The 19485-nt window shown below is 63.2% G+C and carries 19 protein-coding genes and 1 tRNA gene; 12 read left to right on the top strand and 8 right to left on the bottom strand.

Annotated features, from left to right (window positions below):
- Window positions 1–33: 33 nt before the first annotated feature.
- Window positions 34–107, bottom strand: a tRNA-Gln gene (locus SO156_RS07250).
- 313 nt (window positions 108–420) lie between these two features.
- Between SO156_RS07250 and SO156_RS07245 the strand changes: the two genes are divergently transcribed.
- The 6 genes from SO156_RS07245 (at window position 421) to SO156_RS07220 (ending at window position 5642) form a co-directional block, all read left to right on the top strand.
- Complete coding sequence (locus SO156_RS07245) at window positions 421–786, top strand: DUF1428 domain-containing protein (protein ID WP_498534333.1); 366 nt, start codon at window positions 421–423, stop codon at window positions 784–786.
- A 234-nt stretch (window positions 787–1020) separates the two neighbouring features.
- Window positions 1021–2274, top strand: a complete 1254-nt coding sequence (locus SO156_RS07240; protein ID WP_498534332.1) for an ABC transporter substrate-binding protein — start codon at window positions 1021–1023, stop codon at window positions 2272–2274.
- Between the two features lie 63 nt (window positions 2275–2337).
- The gene (locus tag SO156_RS07235) at window positions 2338–3201 is read left to right on the top strand and encodes a branched-chain amino acid ABC transporter permease (protein WP_498534331.1); all 864 of its coding nucleotides are present in this window, start codon (window positions 2338–2340) and stop codon (window positions 3199–3201) included.
- On the top strand, window positions 3201–4172 hold the full coding sequence (locus SO156_RS07230) for a branched-chain amino acid ABC transporter permease (protein ID WP_498534330.1): 972 nt from the start codon (window positions 3201–3203) through the stop codon (window positions 4170–4172). The genes SO156_RS07235 and SO156_RS07230 overlap by 1 nt, the downstream gene beginning before the upstream one ends.
- Window positions 4162–4926: an ABC transporter ATP-binding protein gene (locus SO156_RS07225; protein ID WP_498534329.1), complete on the top strand. Its 765-nt coding sequence runs from the start codon at window positions 4162–4164 to the stop codon at window positions 4924–4926. The genes SO156_RS07230 and SO156_RS07225 overlap by 11 nt, the downstream gene beginning before the upstream one ends.
- Window positions 4923–5642: an ABC transporter ATP-binding protein gene (locus SO156_RS07220; protein WP_498534328.1), complete on the top strand. Its 720-nt coding sequence runs from the start codon at window positions 4923–4925 to the stop codon at window positions 5640–5642. The genes SO156_RS07225 and SO156_RS07220 overlap by 4 nt, the downstream gene beginning before the upstream one ends.
- 12 nt (window positions 5643–5654) lie before the next feature.
- Here SO156_RS07220 and SO156_RS07215 read toward each other — a convergent pair whose 3' ends face one another.
- The 3 genes from SO156_RS07215 to SO156_RS07205 are packed head-to-tail and all read right to left on the bottom strand — an operon-like array spanning window position 5655 to window position 10585.
- Window positions 5655–6212 (bottom strand): invasion associated locus B family protein, encoded by a 558-nt coding sequence (locus SO156_RS07215; RefSeq protein WP_498534327.1) that lies wholly within the window; start codon window positions 6210–6212, stop codon window positions 5655–5657.
- Window positions 6213–6272: 60 nt separating this feature from the next.
- On the bottom strand, window positions 6273–9416 hold the full coding sequence (locus SO156_RS07210) for a multidrug efflux RND transporter permease subunit (RefSeq protein ID WP_458143428.1): 3144 nt from the start codon (window positions 9414–9416) through the stop codon (window positions 6273–6275).
- The gene (locus tag SO156_RS07205) at window positions 9413–10585 is read right to left on the bottom strand and encodes an efflux RND transporter periplasmic adaptor subunit (RefSeq protein WP_498534326.1); all 1173 of its coding nucleotides are present in this window, start codon (window positions 10583–10585) and stop codon (window positions 9413–9415) included. The genes SO156_RS07210 and SO156_RS07205 overlap by 4 nt, the downstream gene beginning before the upstream one ends.
- Before the next feature lie 393 nt (window positions 10586–10978).
- Here SO156_RS07205 and SO156_RS07200 point away from each other — a divergent pair, with 393 nt between their 5' ends.
- The 6 genes from SO156_RS07200 (at window position 10979) to SO156_RS07175 (ending at window position 17079) form a co-directional block, all read left to right on the top strand.
- Window positions 10979–11218, top strand: a complete 240-nt coding sequence (locus SO156_RS07200) for a hypothetical protein (protein ID WP_458143430.1) — start codon at window positions 10979–10981, stop codon at window positions 11216–11218.
- Between the two features lie 309 nt (window positions 11219–11527).
- Window positions 11528–14083 carry a TonB-dependent receptor gene (locus SO156_RS07195; protein ID WP_498534325.1) on the top strand — a complete coding sequence of 852 codons (2556 nt, stop codon included), beginning with the start codon at window positions 11528–11530 and terminating at the stop codon, window positions 14081–14083.
- Between the two features lie 19 nt (window positions 14084–14102).
- Window positions 14103–14792 carry a Fe2+-dependent dioxygenase gene (locus SO156_RS07190; protein ID WP_458143434.1) on the top strand — a complete coding sequence of 230 codons (690 nt, stop codon included), beginning with the start codon at window positions 14103–14105 and terminating at the stop codon, window positions 14790–14792.
- A complete protein-coding gene (exbB, locus tag SO156_RS07185; protein ID WP_498534324.1) occupies window positions 14789–15775 on the top strand; it encodes a tonB-system energizer ExbB in 987 nt (328 codons plus the stop codon). The genes SO156_RS07190 and exbB overlap by 4 nt, the downstream gene beginning before the upstream one ends.
- 3 nt (window positions 15776–15778) lie before the next feature.
- Window positions 15779–16249: a TonB system transport protein ExbD gene (gene exbD / locus SO156_RS07180; protein ID WP_458143437.1), complete on the top strand. Its 471-nt coding sequence runs from the start codon at window positions 15779–15781 to the stop codon at window positions 16247–16249.
- Window positions 16250–16260: 11 nt separating this feature from the next.
- Window positions 16261–17079: a TonB family protein gene (locus SO156_RS07175; RefSeq protein ID WP_458143438.1), complete on the top strand. Its 819-nt coding sequence runs from the start codon at window positions 16261–16263 to the stop codon at window positions 17077–17079.
- Here SO156_RS07175 and SO156_RS07170 read toward each other — a convergent pair.
- The 4 genes from SO156_RS07170 to SO156_RS07155 all read right to left on the bottom strand — a co-directional run bounded on the left by SO156_RS07170 (window position 17067) and on the right by SO156_RS07155 (window position 19452).
- Window positions 17067–17489 carry a hypothetical protein gene (locus SO156_RS07170; RefSeq protein WP_498534376.1) on the bottom strand — a complete coding sequence of 141 codons (423 nt, stop codon included), beginning with the start codon at window positions 17487–17489 and terminating at the stop codon, window positions 17067–17069. The genes SO156_RS07175 and SO156_RS07170 overlap by 13 nt on opposite strands.
- Window positions 17490–17543: 54 nt before the next feature.
- Window positions 17544–18224, bottom strand: a complete 681-nt coding sequence (locus SO156_RS07165; protein WP_458143440.1) for a site-2 protease family protein — start codon at window positions 18222–18224, stop codon at window positions 17544–17546.
- A gap of 81 nt (window positions 18225–18305) precedes the next feature.
- Window positions 18306–18698, bottom strand: a complete 393-nt coding sequence (locus SO156_RS07160) for a GFA family protein (RefSeq protein WP_458143442.1) — start codon at window positions 18696–18698, stop codon at window positions 18306–18308.
- A gap of 7 nt (window positions 18699–18705) precedes the next feature.
- Window positions 18706–19452: an SDR family NAD(P)-dependent oxidoreductase gene (locus tag SO156_RS07155; RefSeq protein WP_458143444.1), complete on the bottom strand. Its 747-nt coding sequence runs from the start codon at window positions 19450–19452 to the stop codon at window positions 18706–18708.
- Window positions 19453–19485 lie beyond the last annotated feature (33 nt).

Here is a 19485-nt window from a genome sequence, read left to right as displayed (position 1 = left end):
GGCAGCATCTCTGACTAAATTGAAGAATTTCGCTGGCTGGGGAACCTGGATTCGAACCAAGACAAACAGAGTCAGAGTCTGTTGTGCTACCGTTACACCATTCCCCAACGGAATTGCCTAACGAATTCAATGGTTTATTGAACTGTCGGGCGACGGCCGAAGGCGCGCGCGGCGCAAATCACGGCTCAGGCGTGGTGGGGTTCTACCCGCTCGCCTCCAGCCTTGCAAGCGCTGCTGTGGAGGGGATTTTCGTGCCGCTCCAAGGGCGCGAACCCAGGTAACCAAAGCCGCGGCCGGCGCGGGCAGGCAAGGTGGCGGCGCGCGCGACGGTTTGCCCCATCTTCAAACCCTGAGAGCCGGGTCGGGACGTCGCCTCCTCGATCGTCCTCGGGTGAGGCAACTCGCAGAAGGAGATTTGGGATGGCCTATGTCGATGGTTTCGTGCTCGCCGTGCCGAAGGACAAGATCGACGCCTACAAGGCGCTGGCGCGAACGGCGTGCGAGGTCTGGATGGAGCATGGCGCGCTCGATTATGTCGAATGCATCGGCGACGATGTTCCCTATGGCGAGGTTACCTCGTTTCCGCGCGCGGTGATGGCGAAGGAGGACGAGATCGTCGTGTTGTCGTGGATCGTCTACCGCGACCGGGAGAGCCGTGATGCCATCAACAAGAAGGTGATGGAGGATCCCCGGCTGAAGAACGCCGACATGCCCTTCGACGGCAAGCGCCTGATCTTCGGCGGCTTCGAAACGTTCATCGAGGTGCATCGAGCGGTGCCGGCCTGACCGCCGGCAAAGATCGAACGAAACGCACCGCAAGCGCGAAGGCGTCTTCGCGATGGGGGCGGGCATGATCTGCATTTGCCAATGCGGCATTGTGCAATCGCGTTTCACCTTGCTGGTTCCAGACTGCCATGCCATCCTCCGCGCGCCAGGAAAATCAAATGGAAGCAGGCTGCTCGCCGAAGCCTTCCAAGCCTTAAGAATCTGGTCGGGGAAACCCTTTGGGAGGTCTGGTTCATGACATGGAAGCTCGCTGCCCGGCTGCTTTGCGCGGCCGCGATGTCCGTCGTGCTTGCGGGAGGCGCGCAGGCTGAGGACAAGGCCGTCAAGATCGGAGTCACCTTGCCGATGTCCGGCAGCACGGCGTCGATCGGTGCGCATGCCAAGGCCGCGCTCGAAGTCGCGACCGACATCATCAACAACGCCCATCCCGAACTCGACAAGCTGCCGCTTGCGAAGAACGCCGGGCTCGCAGGCCTCGGCGGCGCCAAGGTCGAGATTGTCATCGCCGACAACCAGGGCAGCCCGGCCACCGGGCAAAACCAGGCACTGCGCTTGATCACGGAAGAGAAGGTAGTCGCGATCCTCGGCGCCTACCAGTCCGGCATCACGCTGACATCGAGCGCGATCGCCGAGAAATATGGCATTCCGTATCTGACGCCGGAATCGGTCGCCGCCAATCTCACCGAGCGCGGCTTCAAATGGTTTTTCCGCACCACGCCGATCGCGCCGGACTTCGTTCGCATCTACGACGAATTTTTGACCGACATGAAGGCGGCCGGAGCCAAGACCGACACCATCGCAGTGGTCCATGACAACACCGAATACGGCACCTCCGTTGCCAACACGATCGCCACCGGCTTCAAGGCGAAGGGGCGCACCGGTGTCATCGACGTCGCCTATGCCGTCAACGCCACCGACTTGCAGGCGCAGGTGCTGCAGCTCAAGGAGAAGAAGCCCGACGTCGTGCTGATGATCTCCTACACGTCGGATGCGATCCTGTTTGCGAAAACCATGCAGTCGCTCGACTACAAGCCGCCGATGCTGCTGGCTGATGATGCCGGCTATTCCGATCCGTCCTTCATCAAGGCGGTCGGAAAGCTCTCGCAGGGCGCGTTCAACCGCTCGTCCTGGGCGGTTGGCCCCGCCGGTTCGCCCACTGCCGTCATCGCCGACATGTACAAGAAGAAGAGCGGCGAGGAGATGGAGGACACGGTCGGGCGCGAGATGCAGGGCTTCTTCGTGCTGGTCGACGCCATCGACCGCGCGGGCTCGACGGATCCAGCGAAAATCCAGGCGGCGCTGAAGGCGACGGACCTCAAGCCCGAGCAGCTCATCATGGGCTACAACGGGGTGAAGTTCGACGAGAAGGGGCAGAACGTGCTGGCGTCGGCCTACATCATCCAGCTTCAAGACGGCGAGAATTACGTCTCGGTGTGGCCGAAGGGCAATGCCGAGAAGGCGCCGGCGATGCCCTACAAGGGCTGGTGACGATTTCGGAGGCGGGACCGGCGGTCTCGCCTTTTTCGTTGGCTTGATAGAGCAGCGCGGCTCATGTCCTTTGTCCTCGTGCAGGTGATCGTCGGCGGGCTCCTGCTCGGTGCCGTCTACGCCCTGTTTTCCTCCGGCCTCACCCTGGTGTGGGGCATGATGAACATCGTCAATTTCGCGCACGGCGATTTCGTCATGCTCGGCATGTACGTCGCCTATGTCGTCTACACCCTGATGGGCGCCGGGCCGCTTCTGGGCGCGCCGCTGGCGGTGCTGGTGCTGGCGACGCTGGGTGTCGTCGTCTATTTCGGCCTGATCCGCGACATCATGAAGGGGCCGATGCTGGCGCAGATCCTCGGCACCTTCGGTCTCGCATTGCTTCTGCGCTATTCCGTGTTCTGGTGGTTCGGTGCCGACTTCAAGTCGTTGCCGCAGAATATCGTCGGCGGCACCTATGCGGTGGCGGGGCTGCGCCTCGAGGCCTCGCGACTGCTCGCCGGCGTCGTCGCACTGCTCGTGACGCTCGGCCTGCACCTGTTGCTCACGCGCACCTCGCTCGGCTCGAAAATGCTGGCGGTGGCGGAGGATGCAACCGCGGCCCAGCTCATGGGTATCCGGCCCGACACCATGCAGGCGATCGCCTGGGCAATTGCTGCGGGCGCGACAGGACTTGCCGGCGCGCTGATCGCGAACTTCTTCTACATCGTGCCGACAGTAGGCGAAACGCTCGGCATCGTCGCCTTCGTCACGGTCTCCCTCGGTGGCTTCGGCAGTGTGCCGGGCGCGCTGGTCGCAGGCCTTCTGATCGGCGTCATCGAGTCGCTGTCGGGATTCCTGATCGGCGCGGTCTACAAGGATATCGTCGTCTACATCCTGTTCCTGTTCTTCCTGTGGCTCCGGCCGCAAGGCCTGATGGGGAAGATGTGATGCCGCGCTTGCTCTGGCTGTCGGTGCTGTCAGCGGTCGCGATTGCCTATCCTTTGCTGCTGTCCTCGCCGTTCCAGCAGCGCCTCGGCGCGCTGGTGCTGCTCTATGCGATCGCGGCCTCGGCCTGGAACATCGTGGGCGGTTATGCCGGGCAGGTCTCCGTCGGCCATGTCGTGTTCTTCGGCTGCGGCGCCTATGCGGCGATGGGGGCCTACGCCAAGTTCGAGCTGTCGCCGTTGTTCGGCATCCCCGGTGGCATCGTGATTGCGGTAGCGCTGGCGGCCGTCATCGGTGTGCCGACGCTGCGCCTGTCCGGCCACTATTTCAGCATGGCGACGATTGCGGTTGCCGAGACGATGCGGCTGATCGTCACCAACACGGACTATCTTGGCGCGGCGGTGGGATTGAGCGGCCCGACGGTCGCTCGCAACATCTTCGATCTCTCGTTTATCTCGTCGCTGCCATACTACTATCTGTTCCTGCTGGTCCTTGTGATCACGCTCTTCATCACCTGGCGGATGACGAACAGCCGGACGGGATTCTATCTGCGCGCGATCAAGGATTCCGAGCGAGCCGCGCGCTCGCTCGGTGCGCCCGCGAGCCGCACGAAACTTTACGCGTTCATGCTGAGCGCCGCGCTGACGAGTGTCGCCGGCGCGCTCTATGCGATGATGTTTGGTTTCGTCGACCCTGAGTCCGGCCTCGGCATCCTGATCTCGGTGAAGATCCTGATCATGGCCGCGCTCGGCGGGGCAGGGCTTCTGTTCGGTCCGCTGGTCGGCGCCGCAATCCTTGTGCCGCTGGAGGAAATCTCCAACAGCGTGCTTGGCGGCAAGGGCGCAGGCCTCACCTTCGTGGTCTACGGCGCGATCATCGTGCTGATCGCGCGCTTCCAGCCCGGCGGCATTTTGAGCCTCTTCAATCGACGAACCAAGCCGGGAAACGCAGCGGGAGCGCCTCATGCTCCTTGAAGCGCGCGGCATCACAAAGGCCTTCGGCAACTTCAAGGCGGTCGATGATGCCTCCGTGACGTTGGAGCAGGGCGATATCCTGGGCCTGATCGGGCCGAACGGCGCCGGCAAGTCGACCTTTTTCAACTGCCTCACCGGCGATCTCAGGACGACCTCGGGCTGCGTCCTGTTCGAAGGCCGCGACATCACCGATCTCGCGCCGGAGCGGCGCGCGCAGCTCGGGCTCGCGCGGACCTTCCAGGTGCCGCAGACGTTCGAGGGCATGACAGTGCTCGAGAACGTCATGATCGGTGCCTTTCTGCGCGCCACGCATCGTGCCGAAGCCGAGGCCAAGGCACGCGCGGTGCTGGAGCGGGTCGGGATGATCAGGCTGGCGGATGCGCCGGCGCGCTCGCTCGGCACGCCAGGCCGCAAGCGCCTGGAGATTGCCCGCGCTCTTGCGACCGAGCCGAAGGTGCTGCTGCTCGATGAAGCCATGGCGGGCCTCAATGGGCACGAGGTCAAGCTCGCGATCGACCTCGTGCGCGACATCCATCGCGCCGGCATCACGCTCGTCATCGTCGAACACATCATGGAAGTGATCATGTCGCTGGCGAGCCGCGTGATGGTGTTTCACCAGGGCAAGGAGATTGCCCACGGCAGCCCGCGTGACGTAACGGCGAACCCGGCGGTGATCGCGGCCTATCTCGGCACGCGCGCCGCCAAAGCGGCCGCCGGCCACACGCCGATTGAATTGATGGGCGGCCCCACATGAGCGGGCTTTTGCTTCGGATCGAGCACCTCGAGGTGCGCTATGGCGACCTGATCGGCGTGTCCGACGTGTCGCTGGAGGTGCCCGAGGGCAGCATCGTCGCGCTGCTCGGCTCCAACGGCGGTGGCAAGACCACGACGCTGAACGCGATCGCAGGCCTGATCCCGGTACACGCCGGCACGATCAGCTTTCGCGGCGAGGCGATCGCCGGGCAAAGTGCCTTTGCGATCGTGCGCAAGGGGCTTGCACTGTCGCCGGAGGGCTGGCGGTTGTTCGTGCAGCAGAGCGTCGAGAACAATCTCCTGCTTGGCGCGACGCCCTTGCACGATAAGTCACGCAAGGCGGCGTTGCTCGAGCGCGTCTACGAGATTTTTCCGCGGCTGAGGGAGCGCCGCAACCAGCGCGCCGGGACCATGTCCGGCGGCGAGCGGCAGATGCTCGCGGTCGGCCGCGCGCTGATGAGCGACCCAAAACTGTTGATGCTGGACGAGCCGTCGCTCGGGTTGGCGCCAGCGGTCGTGGAGTCCATGTACGAAACCTTCGGCCGCCTGCATCGCGAGGGCCTGACGATCCTGCTCGCCGAGCAGTCGATCGAGCTCGCCCTCGAAGTCTCCGATTTCGCGACGGTGTTGCAGGTGGGCAGGAGCGTCTTGGCCGGCACCGCGACTGCGCTGGCGAACGATCCGCAGGTGCAGAAGGCTTATCTTGGCGGAGGGTGAGAGGACAGCCCGTTACTTGATCTTGTCGTAGGCGGCGGCGAAATCATTCAGTGGCATCGGAATGTTGATGGTCTCCTTGGACATGTTCTGGAAGGAGACCTTCAGCTGCTTGCCGGATTTCAGCGCCGCGAGCAGGTCTGCGGAGATCGGCGTCGAGACGTAGCAGCCGCGATTCTCGCAGGTCTGGATCGGCAGATCGACCGTCTTGCCCTCGTCGACCTGGAGCTTGGCCCCGACGGGGATATTGAGGCCGAGCGGCAGCTGGATCAGAGCCGTGGGCACGTGGGTGTCGGCAGGCACGCGGATGTTGATCAGCACGATGAGCTGTCCGGTCTTGGTCAGCACCGCGTTCTGCTCGATCGCGCATTCCAGCGGGGCCTCGCGGCTCGCGCTGGTGCAGCGCGCGGCCCAGCCTGCTTGCGGCGCCGGCGCAACATCGGTCTGCGGCTGCGCGGCGGGCTGCGCTGCCTGGGGCGGGGCAGCCTTGGATTTGGTGCCCTGCGCGTATGCGGATCCGCTCCACAACAAGGCAACCGACAGGAGGGCGGCAAGATTGGAGCGCATGGACATGAAATATCGCTTTGGCTTGAAAGGAGGGAAACGCGCCGGAATTGGGATCGCGGCGCTGGCTTACTCGGCCGCTTCCTTGACCGTGCCATGTTCGGTCGTCTCGTGCTCGCTCTCCTTGGAACGGCCCCAGCCTGAGAACCAGTTGGAGAGTTCGTCGAGATAGAGATAGACCACGGGCGTCGTGAACAAGGTCAGCGCCTGGCTGACGATCAAGCCGCCAACCATGGCATAGCCGAGCGGCTGGCGGATTTCGGCGCCGGTGCCATGCCCGAGCATCAAGGGCACGCCACCGAGAAGGGCCGCCATCGTCGTCATCATGATCGGACGGAAGCGGAGCAGGGCGGCCTGGCGAATCGACTCCGCCGGCGTCTTGTGCTCGTCGCGTTCGGCCGCGATCGCGAAGTCGACCATCATGATGCCGTTCTTCTTCACGATGCCGATCAAGAGGATGATGCCGATCAGCGCGATCAGGCTGAAGTCGAAGCCGGCCGCCATCAAGATCAGCAGCGCGCCGACGCCGGCCGACGGCAGGGTCGAGAGAATCGTGATCGGATGGATGTAGCTCTCGTAGAGAATGCCGAGGATCAGATAGACCACGACGAGGGCGGCCAGGATCAGCAGCGGCACGGTGCCGAGCGACTGCTGGAACGCCTGCGCGGTGCCCTGGAAGCTCGAATTCAGCGTCGCCGGCGCGCCGAGATCGGCCATCGCCTTCTGCACGGCTTCCGTGGCCTGTCCCAACGCCACGCCTTGCGCGAGGTTGAAGCTGATCGTGATCGCGGGGAATTGGCCCTGATGGCTGATCGAGAGCGGGCGCACCGGATCGGTCGTCCAGGTCGCAAACGTCGACAGCGGCACCTGGTCGCCCGTTAGCGGCGACTTCAGGTACAGCTTGTTCAGGCTGTCGAGATTACCCTGCATCTCCGGCAGGATCTCGAGGATCACGTGATAGCTGTTGAGCTGCGTGAAGTACTGCGTGACCTGGCGTTGCCCGAATGCATCGTAGAGCGTGTCGTCGATCAACTGCGGCTGGATGCCGTAGCGCGAGGCGGTGTCGCGATTGATCTTGAGCTGAACCGTGGTGCCCTGGGTCTGCTGGTCGGTCGCGACGTCGCGCAGTTCCGGCAGCGTCTGCATCTTGGCGAGGATCTTGGGCGCCCAGCCATTGAGCTCGCCGAGATCGGCGTCCTGCAACGTGAATTCGAATTGCGTGCGCGTCGGCCGGCCGCCGAGCCGAACGTCCTGGGCCGCCTGCATATAGAGGCGGGCGCCCTCGACCTTCTCGAGCTTCGGACGCAACCGCGCGATGACCTGCTGCGCCGACGCCTCGCGAGCGTTGCGGGGCTTCAGAGTGATGAACATGTTGCCGTTGTTGCCGGCCCGGCCGCTGCCACCGATGTTCATCGCGATAGAGGCGACGTCAGGATCAGCCATCACGATCTTGCCGAGTTCCTGCTGCTTCTTCTGCATCTCCGCGAACGAGATGTCCTGCGATGCCTCGGAGGTCGCGGTGATCAGGCCGACGTCCTGCTGCGGGAAGAAGCCCTTCGGGATCAGGATGAAAAGGTAGACCGAGAGGGCGAGGGTGGCGAAGAAGATGGTGAGCGTGGTGCGGCGCCAGCTCAGCGCGTGGTCGAGGATGTATTCATAGCCGCGCAGCATCGCGTCGAAGGCGCGCTCGCTCCATGCATAGAACTTGCCGTGTTTCACCTCACCATGGGCGCGCAGGAAGCGCGAGGCCATCATCGGGGTCAGCGTCAGCGACACGAACATCGAGACGAAGATCGTCATCGCGAGCACGACGGCGAATTCGCGGAACAGGCGCCCGATGATGCCACCCATCAGCAGCAGGGGGATCAACACCGCGACCAGCGAGATGCTGATCGACACGATGGTGAAGCCGATCTCCTTGGCGCCCTTGTAGGCCGCGGCGAGGGGCGAATCGCCGTTTTCGATGTAGCGCGTGATGTTCTCGAGCATCACGATGGCGTCGTCGACGACGAATCCGACCGCGATCGTGAGCGCCATCAGTGACAGATTGTCGAGCGAATAGCCGAACACCCACATCAGGGCGCACGCGCCGAGCAGCGCCAGCGGAACCGTGACGGTGGGGATGACGGTCGCCCAGAAGCTGCGCAGGAAGACAAAGATGACCATGACCACCAGGATGATGGTCAAAAGCAGCGTGAACTGGACGTCCTCGACCGCGGCGCGGATGGTCGTGGTGCGGTCGCTGATCACCTCGATCTTGATCGCCGGCGGGATCGCCGCCACCAGCCGTGGCAGGGTTGCCTTGATCCGGTCGACGGTCTCGATGACGTTGGCGCCGGGCTGCTTGAACACCACCAGGAACACGCCGCGCTTGCCATTGGCCCAAGCGGCCTGCTTGGCGTCCTCGGGCCCGGTGACTGCCTGGCCGATATCGCGGATCCGCAACGGGCCGCCGTTGCGGTAGGCGATGATGACGTCGTTCCAGTCCTTGGACTGGAGCAACTGGTCGTTGGCGTAGATGGTGTAGGCGCGTCTCTCGCCGTCGATGTTGCCCTTGGGGCTGTCGACCGTCGTGATCGCGATAGCGCTGCGGACGTCCTCGAGTGACAGGCCCTTGGCGACCAGTTTCGCCGGATCGATCTGCACGCGGACCGACGGCTTCTGCTGGCCGCCGATGAAGACCTGTGCGACGCCCGAGATCTGGCTGATCTGCTGGGCGAGCTGGGCGTCAATCGCATCGCTGACGGTGGTCAGCGGTAACGCCTCGGACGTCGCGGATAACAGCAGGATCGGCGAGTCCGCCGGGTTGACCTTGCGATAGGTCGGCGGCGAGGGCAGGTTTTTCGGCAACTGGCCGCTGGCCGCGTTGATGGCGCCCTGCACGTCGTTGGCCGCGCCGTCGATGCTGCGATTGAGGTCGAACTGGATGGTGATCGAGGCCGTGCCCAGATAGCTCGTCGACGTCATCTGGGCGATGCCGGGAATCTGGGCGAATTGGCGCTCCAGCGGCTGGGCGACCGAGGAGGCCATCGTCTCCGGGCTGCCGCCAGGCAGGTTCGCGGTGATCTGGATGGTCGGGAAGTCGACCTGCGGCAACGGTGCGACCGGCAGCAGGGGGTAGGCGACGAGGCCGACAAAGAGAATGCCGGCCATCAGCAGCGAGGTGCCGATGGGATAACGGATGAAAGGTGCCGAAATCCCGCCGTCGTTCATTCCTGTCGAACCTTGTCCTGGCCCGGATTCGAACTCGCGACCGCCGTGGAGACGAGGCTTCCGGGCTGCACCTTGAACTGACCGCCGGTGATCACTTGTTGTCCCGGGCTGAGTCCTTCGTCGATCACAGAGCGTCCATCGATGGAGTAGCTGACCTTGAGCTTGCGCAGTTCAGCCTTGTTCTCCTGATTGACCGTATACGCGTAGAGACCGTTGGTCGAATGCTGGACCGCGTCGTCGGGGACCACCGTGGCGTCCTTCAGCGTTCGGATCAGAAGACGTGTCGAGACCGATTGGCCCGGCCACAGCGTGTGGTCCTTGTTGTCGAACACCGCCTTCAGCCGAATAGTCCCGCTGGTCGTGTCGACCTGATTGTTGATGACGGCGAGCTTGCCTTCCGCGAGCGTCTTCTTGCCGTCGGTCGTCAGCGCGATGACCTTGAGCTCACCGGTCTTCTGGCCCTCATTGATATAGGGCAACTGGTCTTCGGGCGCAGTGAAGATCACCGTGATCGGCTCGATCTGGGCAATCGAGACGATCGCCGTCTGGCTGGAGGCATTGACGATATTGCCGATATCGACCTGGCGCAGACCCGCGACGCCCGTGATCGGCGACTTGACCTGGGTGTAGTCGAGCTGGGTCTGGGCATTGAAAATCGCGGCCTCGTCGGCAGCGATCTGCGCGGTGAGCTGGGCGACAGTGGAGCGCTGGGTGTCGGTCTGTTGCCGGGTCGCGAATTCACCGAGCTTGGTATAGCGCTGGAGGTCGAGATTGGCGTTGGCGAGGTTCGCCTCATCCTGCTGTTTCTTGGCTTTGGCCTGATCGAGCACAGCCTGGAAGGGGCGGGGATCGATCTCGACCAGCAGGTCGCCCTGGTTGACGATCTGGCCCTCGGTGAAGGCGATCTTGTCGATCTGGCCATCCACCCGGGTCCGGACCTGTACGGTATTGAAGCCCTGAACCGTGCCGAGCCCGGTCAGATAGACCGGAAAATCAGCCTGCTGGACCGGTGCGATCGTGACAGGAACTGCGATCGGCCGCGGCGGGCCTTTCTGTGCGGTCTGGGTCTTGGCGGCCTCGGGACCATAAAAGCGTTGCCAGCCAAAGTAGCCTGCCACGGCCACGGCTGCGATGAGGGAAAACCACATAATCGGCCGCGACTTTTTCATATTGGCTTCGTTATCGGCTCGTTTGCCCAAAAGGTTGAATTATGGGTCTTTGAAAGGGTTCCGGCGCGGAGCCTGTATAATACACGCCAAGTTCCAGTGTAAACAACACTGTCGCTTGAGAATCCTAAACAATCGGAAAGCTTTGCATCCGATCCGGGCGGCGTGCGCACGTCTTGAACAGCCGTTCTCTTGGAGAGCCTGTCGGGCAGGAGCATCGATCAACGTGCAAAGGTTTCGCGAGTCGCGTACCGCGTGCGCGATCCGCTACGCTCGCGCAGAAAGGGGAGGCCCCGCACCGTGCTCGCAAGAACGGTTCTAAGTTGATCGCGCCGTGTTTCCGTTGTCAGCACATCCGACGTCGTCCATATCACCGCCGCACAACGGGAGCGCATGATGGACGAGTTGAACGGCAAGCTGATCGCGTGTCAGATTCTGATCACGGGCCTGATCGCGCGCGTCGCCAACGAGCAGGGCGATCCCTTGCGCTTCCTCACCGACTTTCGCGACGAGATCAAAGCCGTCGTAAAGGGCGTCAACATCGCCGGCATGGACAACACCGATCGCGTCCGTTCGGTCGCGCAAGCGACAGTCGACGAGTTGTTCTCGCTGATGAAGCCGCCGAGCAGCGACTGATCGGCTGCTACATGTGAGTGTGCAAACGCAAGATGCGCATCGGCCTGCTGCATCACTTTGTCGCGCGCACCGCCATCAACGATCGGACGATGTGAAGGAGAATTCGGCAGACATTTCATCAGCCGGTTTAGAACGCTTACAAACTCCAGTTTAGAAGCGTTTCAAACTGAAGTTTAGAATCGTTTTGATCTGGATGGATTCAAAGAGCTCTCCGCCGTGATCGCGTTGACCCTCTCATCCCCGCTCGATACCAACATTGCGTCGCGTTGTCGCAATGCGACAAATTGCAGAAACAAAGTGGGGCGTGGAATGGGCACGGCAAAGGCTCCGCGGTCGTTGCGATCGACTGCGGCACGAACTTCATCCGAAGGGAACCTCGAAAGCGCAACCGGCAAGACCGTCTCGGCGGTGGCGAGCCTGATCGCGGTCGCGTCGGTTTCGAGCGGCGCGCAGGCGCAGCAGTCGAACCTGCCTCCCGTGTCAGTCGAGGCGCCCGTCGAGCGACCGCGTCCGGCGGCGTCAAAGCCCTCGCCCGAACAGGTCCGCGCGCGCACCGCGTTGCGACGCGCGGCGCAGCGCCAGCAGGCGCAGCAGGGGCCGGTGCCCCTTCCCAGCGCAGGCGGCTTGGCCGCGGATCGCGATCCTTACGCGAATCCGGCTGCGCCATACATGGCCACCCGGGTGCAGGCATCAAGTAAATTTCCCGAGCCGATCCTCAACACGCCAAAATCGATCACCGTGCTCACGAAGGATGTCCTGGAGGACAAGAACGCGACCACGCTGAAGCAGGCAATTTTGAGCACGGCGGGGGTGACGCTCGGGACGGGCGAGGGCGGCAACGCCTTCGGCGATCGCTTCTTCATCCGCGGCTTCGACGCCCGCAACGACGTCTTCATCGATGGCGTGCGAGATTCCGGCGTCAGCGTGCGCGAAAACTTCTTCACCGAGCAGGTCGAAATCCTGCGCGGCCCCGGCTCGTCCTTCGCGGGCCGCGGCACCACCGGCGGCGCGATCAACATCGTGACCAAGCAGGCGACGACGGAGAACAGCTTCTACAACATGGACACCACGTTTGGCACTGACAAGACCAAGCGCGTGGTACTCGATGTCAATCAGGTGATCAGCCCGACGCTCGCCGTTCGCGCAGGCGGCCTGTTTCAGGACGCGGGCGTCGCCGGCCGCGACTACGTGAAGGACAATCGCGACGGCGGGTTTGTTGCCACGACCTGGAAGCCGGTGGATGCAGTCAAAATCACTGCGGGCTATATCCACACTGAGTTGACAGGCCTCCCGGATTTCGGCGTGCCTTACTACCGGCCGAGCACAGCCAGCACCGCCGGTGGACCTTTCCCGGATTTCGGCTCGAACCGCAACAATTGGTATGGCTTCGTCAACCGCGACTTCTATCGGACCGGCCAGGACATCGGTTCGCTCAATGCCGAAGTGCAGGTCACGCCAGACCTGCTGATCACAAACAAGTTCCGGGATTCACACTCCACCCAGAACTACATCGGAACGCTGCCTGAATCGCCGGTCCTCACGACCCCGCTATCGGCCTCGACGCTCACCGCCAATCCGCAGAGCCGCTACCAGGCGACCGACGTCATCGCCAACCAGACTGAGGCGACCTACAAGTTCAACGACGGAGCCGGCTTTAGGCACACTGCGCTTGCCGGCTTCGAATATGATCACGAGACGTCGTCGATCGATAAATATGTTGGCTTGAGCTCGGAAGTCCTTCCTGGGGGATTCACCGGGGCGGGGTCCTTGACCGGCGTGAGCGTCTTCAATCCGCAGTTCACGAACATCCCCTTTGGGATTCCTGGTGGTCTTTCTGGATTGCCAACGAACATCAAGATCGACACTAAGTCGGTCTACGTGCTGGATTCGGCGAACTACAATGATTTGCTGATCCTCAACGGTGGCGTCCGTTATGACGACTACAACATCAAGGTGAACGGTTACGGCACGGTCAACGGCGTCGCCAATGTCTTCGGTCAGCAGCAGCAGGACTACGGGATGCCGAATTTCAACCTCGGCCTTACCCTGAAGCCGTTGCCGAATGGAAGCGTCTATGCCGCCTACGCGACTTCATCTAATCCGGTAGGCGCGGAATTCGACGGGACAAGCGTCCAGTACGGCGGCCTCGCGCCGGTGCTGAACGGAAACGTTCCTCAGATCTTCGGTCCGGAAAAGAACAAGGCCATAGAAGTCGGTACCAAGTGGGAGCTGTTCGACAGACATCTGTTGTTGACGGCTGCACTTTTCCAGACCGAGAAGGAGAATGCGCGCGAGTCCCGGAACATCACCGCCGCGACTGCGACCGCAACCTGTCCTTATCCTGCCGGTACGACAGGGACCGTCTCCTGCATCACCGCCGGAGCAGCCTATCGCATCCGCGGCATCGACCTTGGCGTGGGTGGCAAGATCACGGACAAGTGGAGCGTTTTCGGCGGCCTTGTATTGATGCAGTCGGAGGTAACCAAGTCGCTGATCCCGCCGGCCAACACGACACTGTATACGACGAACGTCGGTTTGCCGCTCTCCAACGTCGCTCACCAGTCCTTCAGTTTGCTAACCAAGTACCAGCTCACTGATGTTTGGGAGCTGGGCGGTCAGGCCGTCTATCGCTCAAAGATCTATGGTGGCACGTTCCTCGCAGCCAACCAGGGCACGTCGATCCCAAGCTACTGGCGTTTTGACGCGTTCGCGGAAGCCAAGATCAACAAGAACTGGCAGGTCAAGCTGTTCGTCAACAACATCTTCGACAAGCGCTACTACGACGCGTTGTACCAGAGCGCTGCGCCATTCGTGCTGGAAGCACCGGGACGCGCCGCCTATCTGGTGCTATCGGCCCGTTACTGAGGAGACGACGCGAGGTGCCATGCTGACATGCATAGAGGGCGTCCTGAGCAAGGATGATGTGGCGGATTTCCGCCGCATCATGGACGCCAGCGATTGGGAAGACGGGCGTTCCACCGCGGGTGCGCAGTCGGCGATGGTCAAGCGCAACGAGCAACTGCCGCCGGACGGCGAGGTCGCGCGCAAGCTCGGCAACCGCATCATCTCGGCGCTGACGTCGAACCCGCGTTTCCTGGCGGCGGCGATCCCGCTCCAGATCTTCCCGCCGCTGTTCAACCGCTATGTGGCAAGCGGCGGGCACCATTTCGGCCTGCACGTCGACAATGCGATCCGCGGCGATCGCCTGACCGGCCTTCGCATGCGCACCGACCTGTCGGTCACGCTGTTCCTCGCCGAGCCTGAGGAATACGACGGTGGCGAACTCGTGATCGAGGACACCTACGGTTCGCACGAAGTTAAGTTGCCGGCCGGCGACTGCGTGCTGTATCCCTCGACCAGCTTGCACCTCGTCACGCCGGTGACGCGGGGGGCGCGGGTGGCGTCTTTTTTCTGGCTGCAGAGCATGATACGGGATGACCAGGCCCGCAGCCTGATCTTTGACCTCGATACCGCCATTCAGGCGCTGGCGCAGCGGCTTGGACGCGACGACCCCGAAACGGTCAAATTGACGGGTATCTATCACAACCTCATTCGCTACTGGGCCGAAGTATGAAGACCACATTTTTCCGGACAAGCCTTGCCGTATCCGTGATGATCGCGGCCGTCGGGCTCGCGATCCCCGTTTCGGCACAGCAGCAGCCGGCAACGCCGCCGGTGGCATCTCAGCCGAGCAATCCGGCGCCGGCAGCAGTGCCCGTGACTGCTGCGCCCGCAAGTGCTGCTCCGGCTCCTGTGGCTGCCGCCCCGGCAGCGCCAGCCCCTGCGACAGCTTCACCCACGGCGGCTGCGCCGGATGCGGCATCGACGGATGCCGGCCGCGCGCCGAAATCGACCGGGCCCGTGATGAAGGAACTGTCGCCCTGGGTGATGTTCATGTCGGCGGACATCATCGTGAAGGCGGTGATGATCGGGCTTGCCTTCGCGTCCCTCGTCACCTGGACGGTCTTCATCGCGAAATCGATCGAGCTGACGCTGGCGCAGGGCAGGCTGCGTTCGGCCCTGAAGAAGATCGCCGACGCTCGCTCGCTTGCAGAGGCCCAGTTCGCGCTCGGTGCCAAGGAAGGGATCTTGCCGTCGTTCCTTGCGGCCGCGCTGCGCGAGGCGCGGGCGTCCGCAGGAATCTCCAGCGACGCCGGCATCAAGGAACGCGCCGCCTCGAGCTTTGCCGAGATCGCCCGCGCGGAGGCGCGGCGGATCCGGATCGGCATGGGCGTGCTCGCGACCATCGGCGCCACGTCGCCCTTCGTCGGCTTGTTCGGTACCGTCTGGGGCATCATGAACAGCTTCATCGGCATCTCGAAGTCGCAGACGACGAACCTTGCGGTCGTCGCGCCCGGCATCGCCGAAGCACTGCTCGCGACCGCGATCGGTCTCGTCGCGGCGATCCCGGCCGTCATCATCTACAATCATTTCGCGCGCATGACGAAGGGCTATCTCGAGCTCGTCAGTCGCGCCTCGGGTGCGGCGGCGCGGCTGCTCTCGCGCGACCTCGACCGCAGCCATGGCAGCGTTCATTCGCGCGCAGCGGCGGAGTAGGCGATGGGCGTTTCGCTCGCAGACAACGATCTCGACGACGATGCGGACTTCTCCGAGACGCATGAGATCAACGTCACGCCATTCATCGACGTCATGCTGGTGCTGCTGATCATCTTCATGGTCGCCGCGCCCCTGTCGACGGTGGACCTGCCTGTCGATCTGCCGACCTCCACCGCCACACCGCAGAAGAAGCCGGACAAGCCGACCTATGTCAGCATCAAATCCGATTTGACGCTTGCGATCGGGGAGAATCCGGTCACGCGCGCCAATCTGGCCGCCTCGCTCGACGGCCTCTCGGACATGAGCAAGGACAAGTACGTCTTCCTGCGCGCCGATCGCACGGTGCCTTATGGCGAGCTGATGGGCGTGATGGAGTTGTTGCGCTCGGGTGGCTACTCCAAGGTGAAGCTGGTGACGCTGGAAGGTGTCCCGGCCTCTCCGGCGGCACCCGCGGCAGAACCTGCGAAGCCCTAGAGGCTGCTGCTATGCCCGATCTCGATATCGAACCGAGACCATCCCGGCGGCTGTGGGTTCTCGCCGCAGTGGCGGCGCTTGCGCTCCACCTCGGAGGCGCGGCGTTGGCGCTGGCGCATTTGCGGACGGATGGTGGCGACGATGGTCTGGGGGCGGCAGGTGCGGACTTCGCCGTCGAGATGGCTTCGCCCGATGCGCCGGAGTCCGAACTTCCGCCCGGACCTGACACCGATGCCTCCCAGGAACAGCGGGCAATGCCCGAACAAAAGGCGGAGGTGAAGGAAACGGAGCTTCCCAAGGATCAGCACCAGGACGTCGACGATGCCGACCGGGTCGTCACCGACAACAACGCGAAAAAGCCGGACGACGAGAGCCAGAAGGTGGCAGCCATCGAGACCCCGGCTACCGAGGCATCGCCGCAGTCGGTTGCCACGGCGCGGCAGAAGCTCGACGAGGCTGCGCGGGAGGCCGAGAAGGCCATGGCGCCGGTGCTCGGGATCGGCAAGGACATCCTGAAGCTGACTGCCGACTGGAACCGCAAGATCAGTGCGCATTTCAAGCTGCACCAGGTCTACCCGGAGGGAAGGGAACCCAAGTCCCAGAAGGTCAAGGTCACCCTCGTCCTCAACCGCAAAGGCAACGTGCTTTCGGTCGACGTGGTGGAGTCTTCGGGAGACGCAGCCTTCGATGCGGCCGCGGTCTCGATGATCCGTCGCTCGGATCCCGTGCCGCAACCTCCGGCCGGACTGACGGATGAAAAATTCGAGCGCACGCTCGACGTGACCTTCCCGCCGCGAGAGACGAAGAAGAGGTCGGCTCAGCGCCAGTAGTAGCGGATCGCGACGTAGACCACGACCAGGCAGGCGAAGATCAGCGCCACCGGAAGCGGCCGCTTCTCGGTTCCACCACCGAACGTTACCCCGAACGTGCTGGCCTTCTTCGGCTTGGGTGGGGGGCGGCGGAAGGCGGTAACATTGTCCTTCACGGGCTCGCTGGCCCGGGGGCGAACGTCGGGCGCGGTGCCGGCGCCGCCCATTTCGGCATAATAAGCCTTGTAGACCGAGGCGATGGTGGCCTCGGTGGCCTCGTCCTCGCTCGTCCGCTCCAACAGCGTCTTGTAGCTCGCGAGGAACTCCTGGGCCTCGGGAGGCAGCGCGGATAACCCGTTGAGCTTGGCCATCATCTTCCAGGTGGCGAAATCGGCGCGGGCGCGGGTGTCGGCTCGTCGCGCGATCAGCATGTCGGCAGCTTTGACCAAGTTGGCCTCGGGCCCTTCGGGTTTGTCCTGGTTCAACTACGCGTTGCCGGTCAGGAAGAGAACGGCCTTAATCACATATCCGGTCAACGTTCGCAGTATTGCCGAGATAACATCAAGATTTAGACCGAACTGCGAACCTGCAAGGGGGAGCAGGATCAGGATGGCGATCAGGATCAGCATACCGAACGGCTCGAGCCGCGCCAGCGGCAGGGCGAGCGGCCGCGGCAACAGGCCGACCGCGACCCGCCCGCCGTCGAGCGGCGGTATCGGCATCATGTTGAAGACGGCCAGCACCGCATTGATCAGGAGCGAATTCTTCAGGTTATCGAAGATCCATTGCGCCGAACTTGCCGGTGCGAAAGGCAGAGCGTGGAGTGCGAGGGCCGCCAGCAGCGCCAGCAGGATGTTGGTCGCGGGGCCGGCCAGCGCCACCCAGACCATGTCGAGTTTCGGGTTGTTGAGATTGCGAAAGTTCACCGGCACCGGCTTGGCGTAGCCGAACAGGAACGGCGAATGCGCAAACAGCAGCATAGCCGGCAGGATCAGGGTGCCGAACGGGTCGATATGCCGGAGCGGATTGAAGCTGACGCGGCCGAGCTGCCAGGCGGTGTTGTCGCCGAGCCGGTAGGCGACAAAGCCGTGCGCCGCCTCGTGGAAGGTGATGGCGATCACCAGCGGCAGCACCCAGACGGAGAGGTCGTAGAGGGAGACGTTCAAGCGGTTGCCCCGGTTCGTGCCCGATAGGGCCGAACTATCACGATTCAGCGCCGTGGCGAAGGCGGAGGCGACGTGGAGCCATCAGGACGGGATGGTGGTCGGATATTGCGGCAGGCCGTCGTCGAGCGTCAGCCAGTTGAGCTTTTCCTGTACCCAGATGTGCTCGGTGGGCGCGAAGGCGTTGCGGTCATCGAAAGTCGCGAGCGCCACGCCCACTGCCGTGCCGTTGCGCCGCCATGCGAAAAGGCGTGTACCGCACTGCTTGCAGAAGACGCGGTCGATGTTTTCCGACGATGGGTAACGACCGGTCTCGCCTTCGACGGTCAGCGCTGCGGGGAGAAACTGCGCGCGAGCGAAGAAGGGCGAGCCCATGGCCTTCTGGCAGATACGGCAATGGCAGGCGCGGACGTTGAGCGGCTCGCCTTCGGCCTTGAACCGCACCGCGCCACACAGGCATCCGCCTTCCCTGGTCATGACGCCCTCAATAGGTGGCACGGCCGCCGGAGATATCGAAGACGGCGCCGGTCGAGAACCCGCAGTCTTCCGATGCAAGCCAGGCCACCATCGCGGCGAGTTCCTCGACCAGCACGAAGCGGCCCTTCGGGATCTTCGACAGCATGAAATCGATGTGCTGCTGCGTCAGCTGTTCGAAGATCGCGGTCTTCGCGGCTGCCGGCGTCACGGCGTTCACCAGGATGTCGTGCGCGGCAAGCTCCTTGCCGAGCGACTTCGTCAGCGCGATCAGGCCGGCCTTGGAGGCCGAGTAATGCGCCGCGTTCGGATTGCCTTCCTTGCCGGCGATCGAGGCGATGTTCACGATCCGCCCATATTTCTGCTTGAGCATCGTGGGCACGATCGCCTTGCAGCAGATGAAGGGGCCGTCGAGGTTGATGCGCAGCACCTTGCGCCATTCCTCGAGATCGGTCTCCCAGACCGTCTTGTTGATACCGGCGATGCCGGCATTGTTGACGAGGATGTCGATCCTGCCGAAGGCGGCGAGGGTCGCGTCGCGGACTTGCTCCACTGCGGCCGTGTCGGCGACGTCGACCTTGAAGACTCGAACCTCGCCGCCGATTTCCTTGGCCGTCTTCTCGGCGAGCGCCGCGTCGAAATCCCAGATCGCGACCTTGGCTCCAGAGGCGACGAAGCGTTCGGCAATGGCGCGGCCAAAGCCTTGCGCACCGCCCGTGACGATCGCGCAGCGGCCGTTGAGGTCGATCTTGTTCATGCAAGAATTCCTTCCGCGTGGGATGAGGATCAA

Source organism: Bradyrhizobium sp. UFLA05-125 (assembly GCF_059803515.1).
Note: the sequence above shows the minus strand (reverse complement) of the source record. Positions and strands in the feature narration are given on the sequence as shown.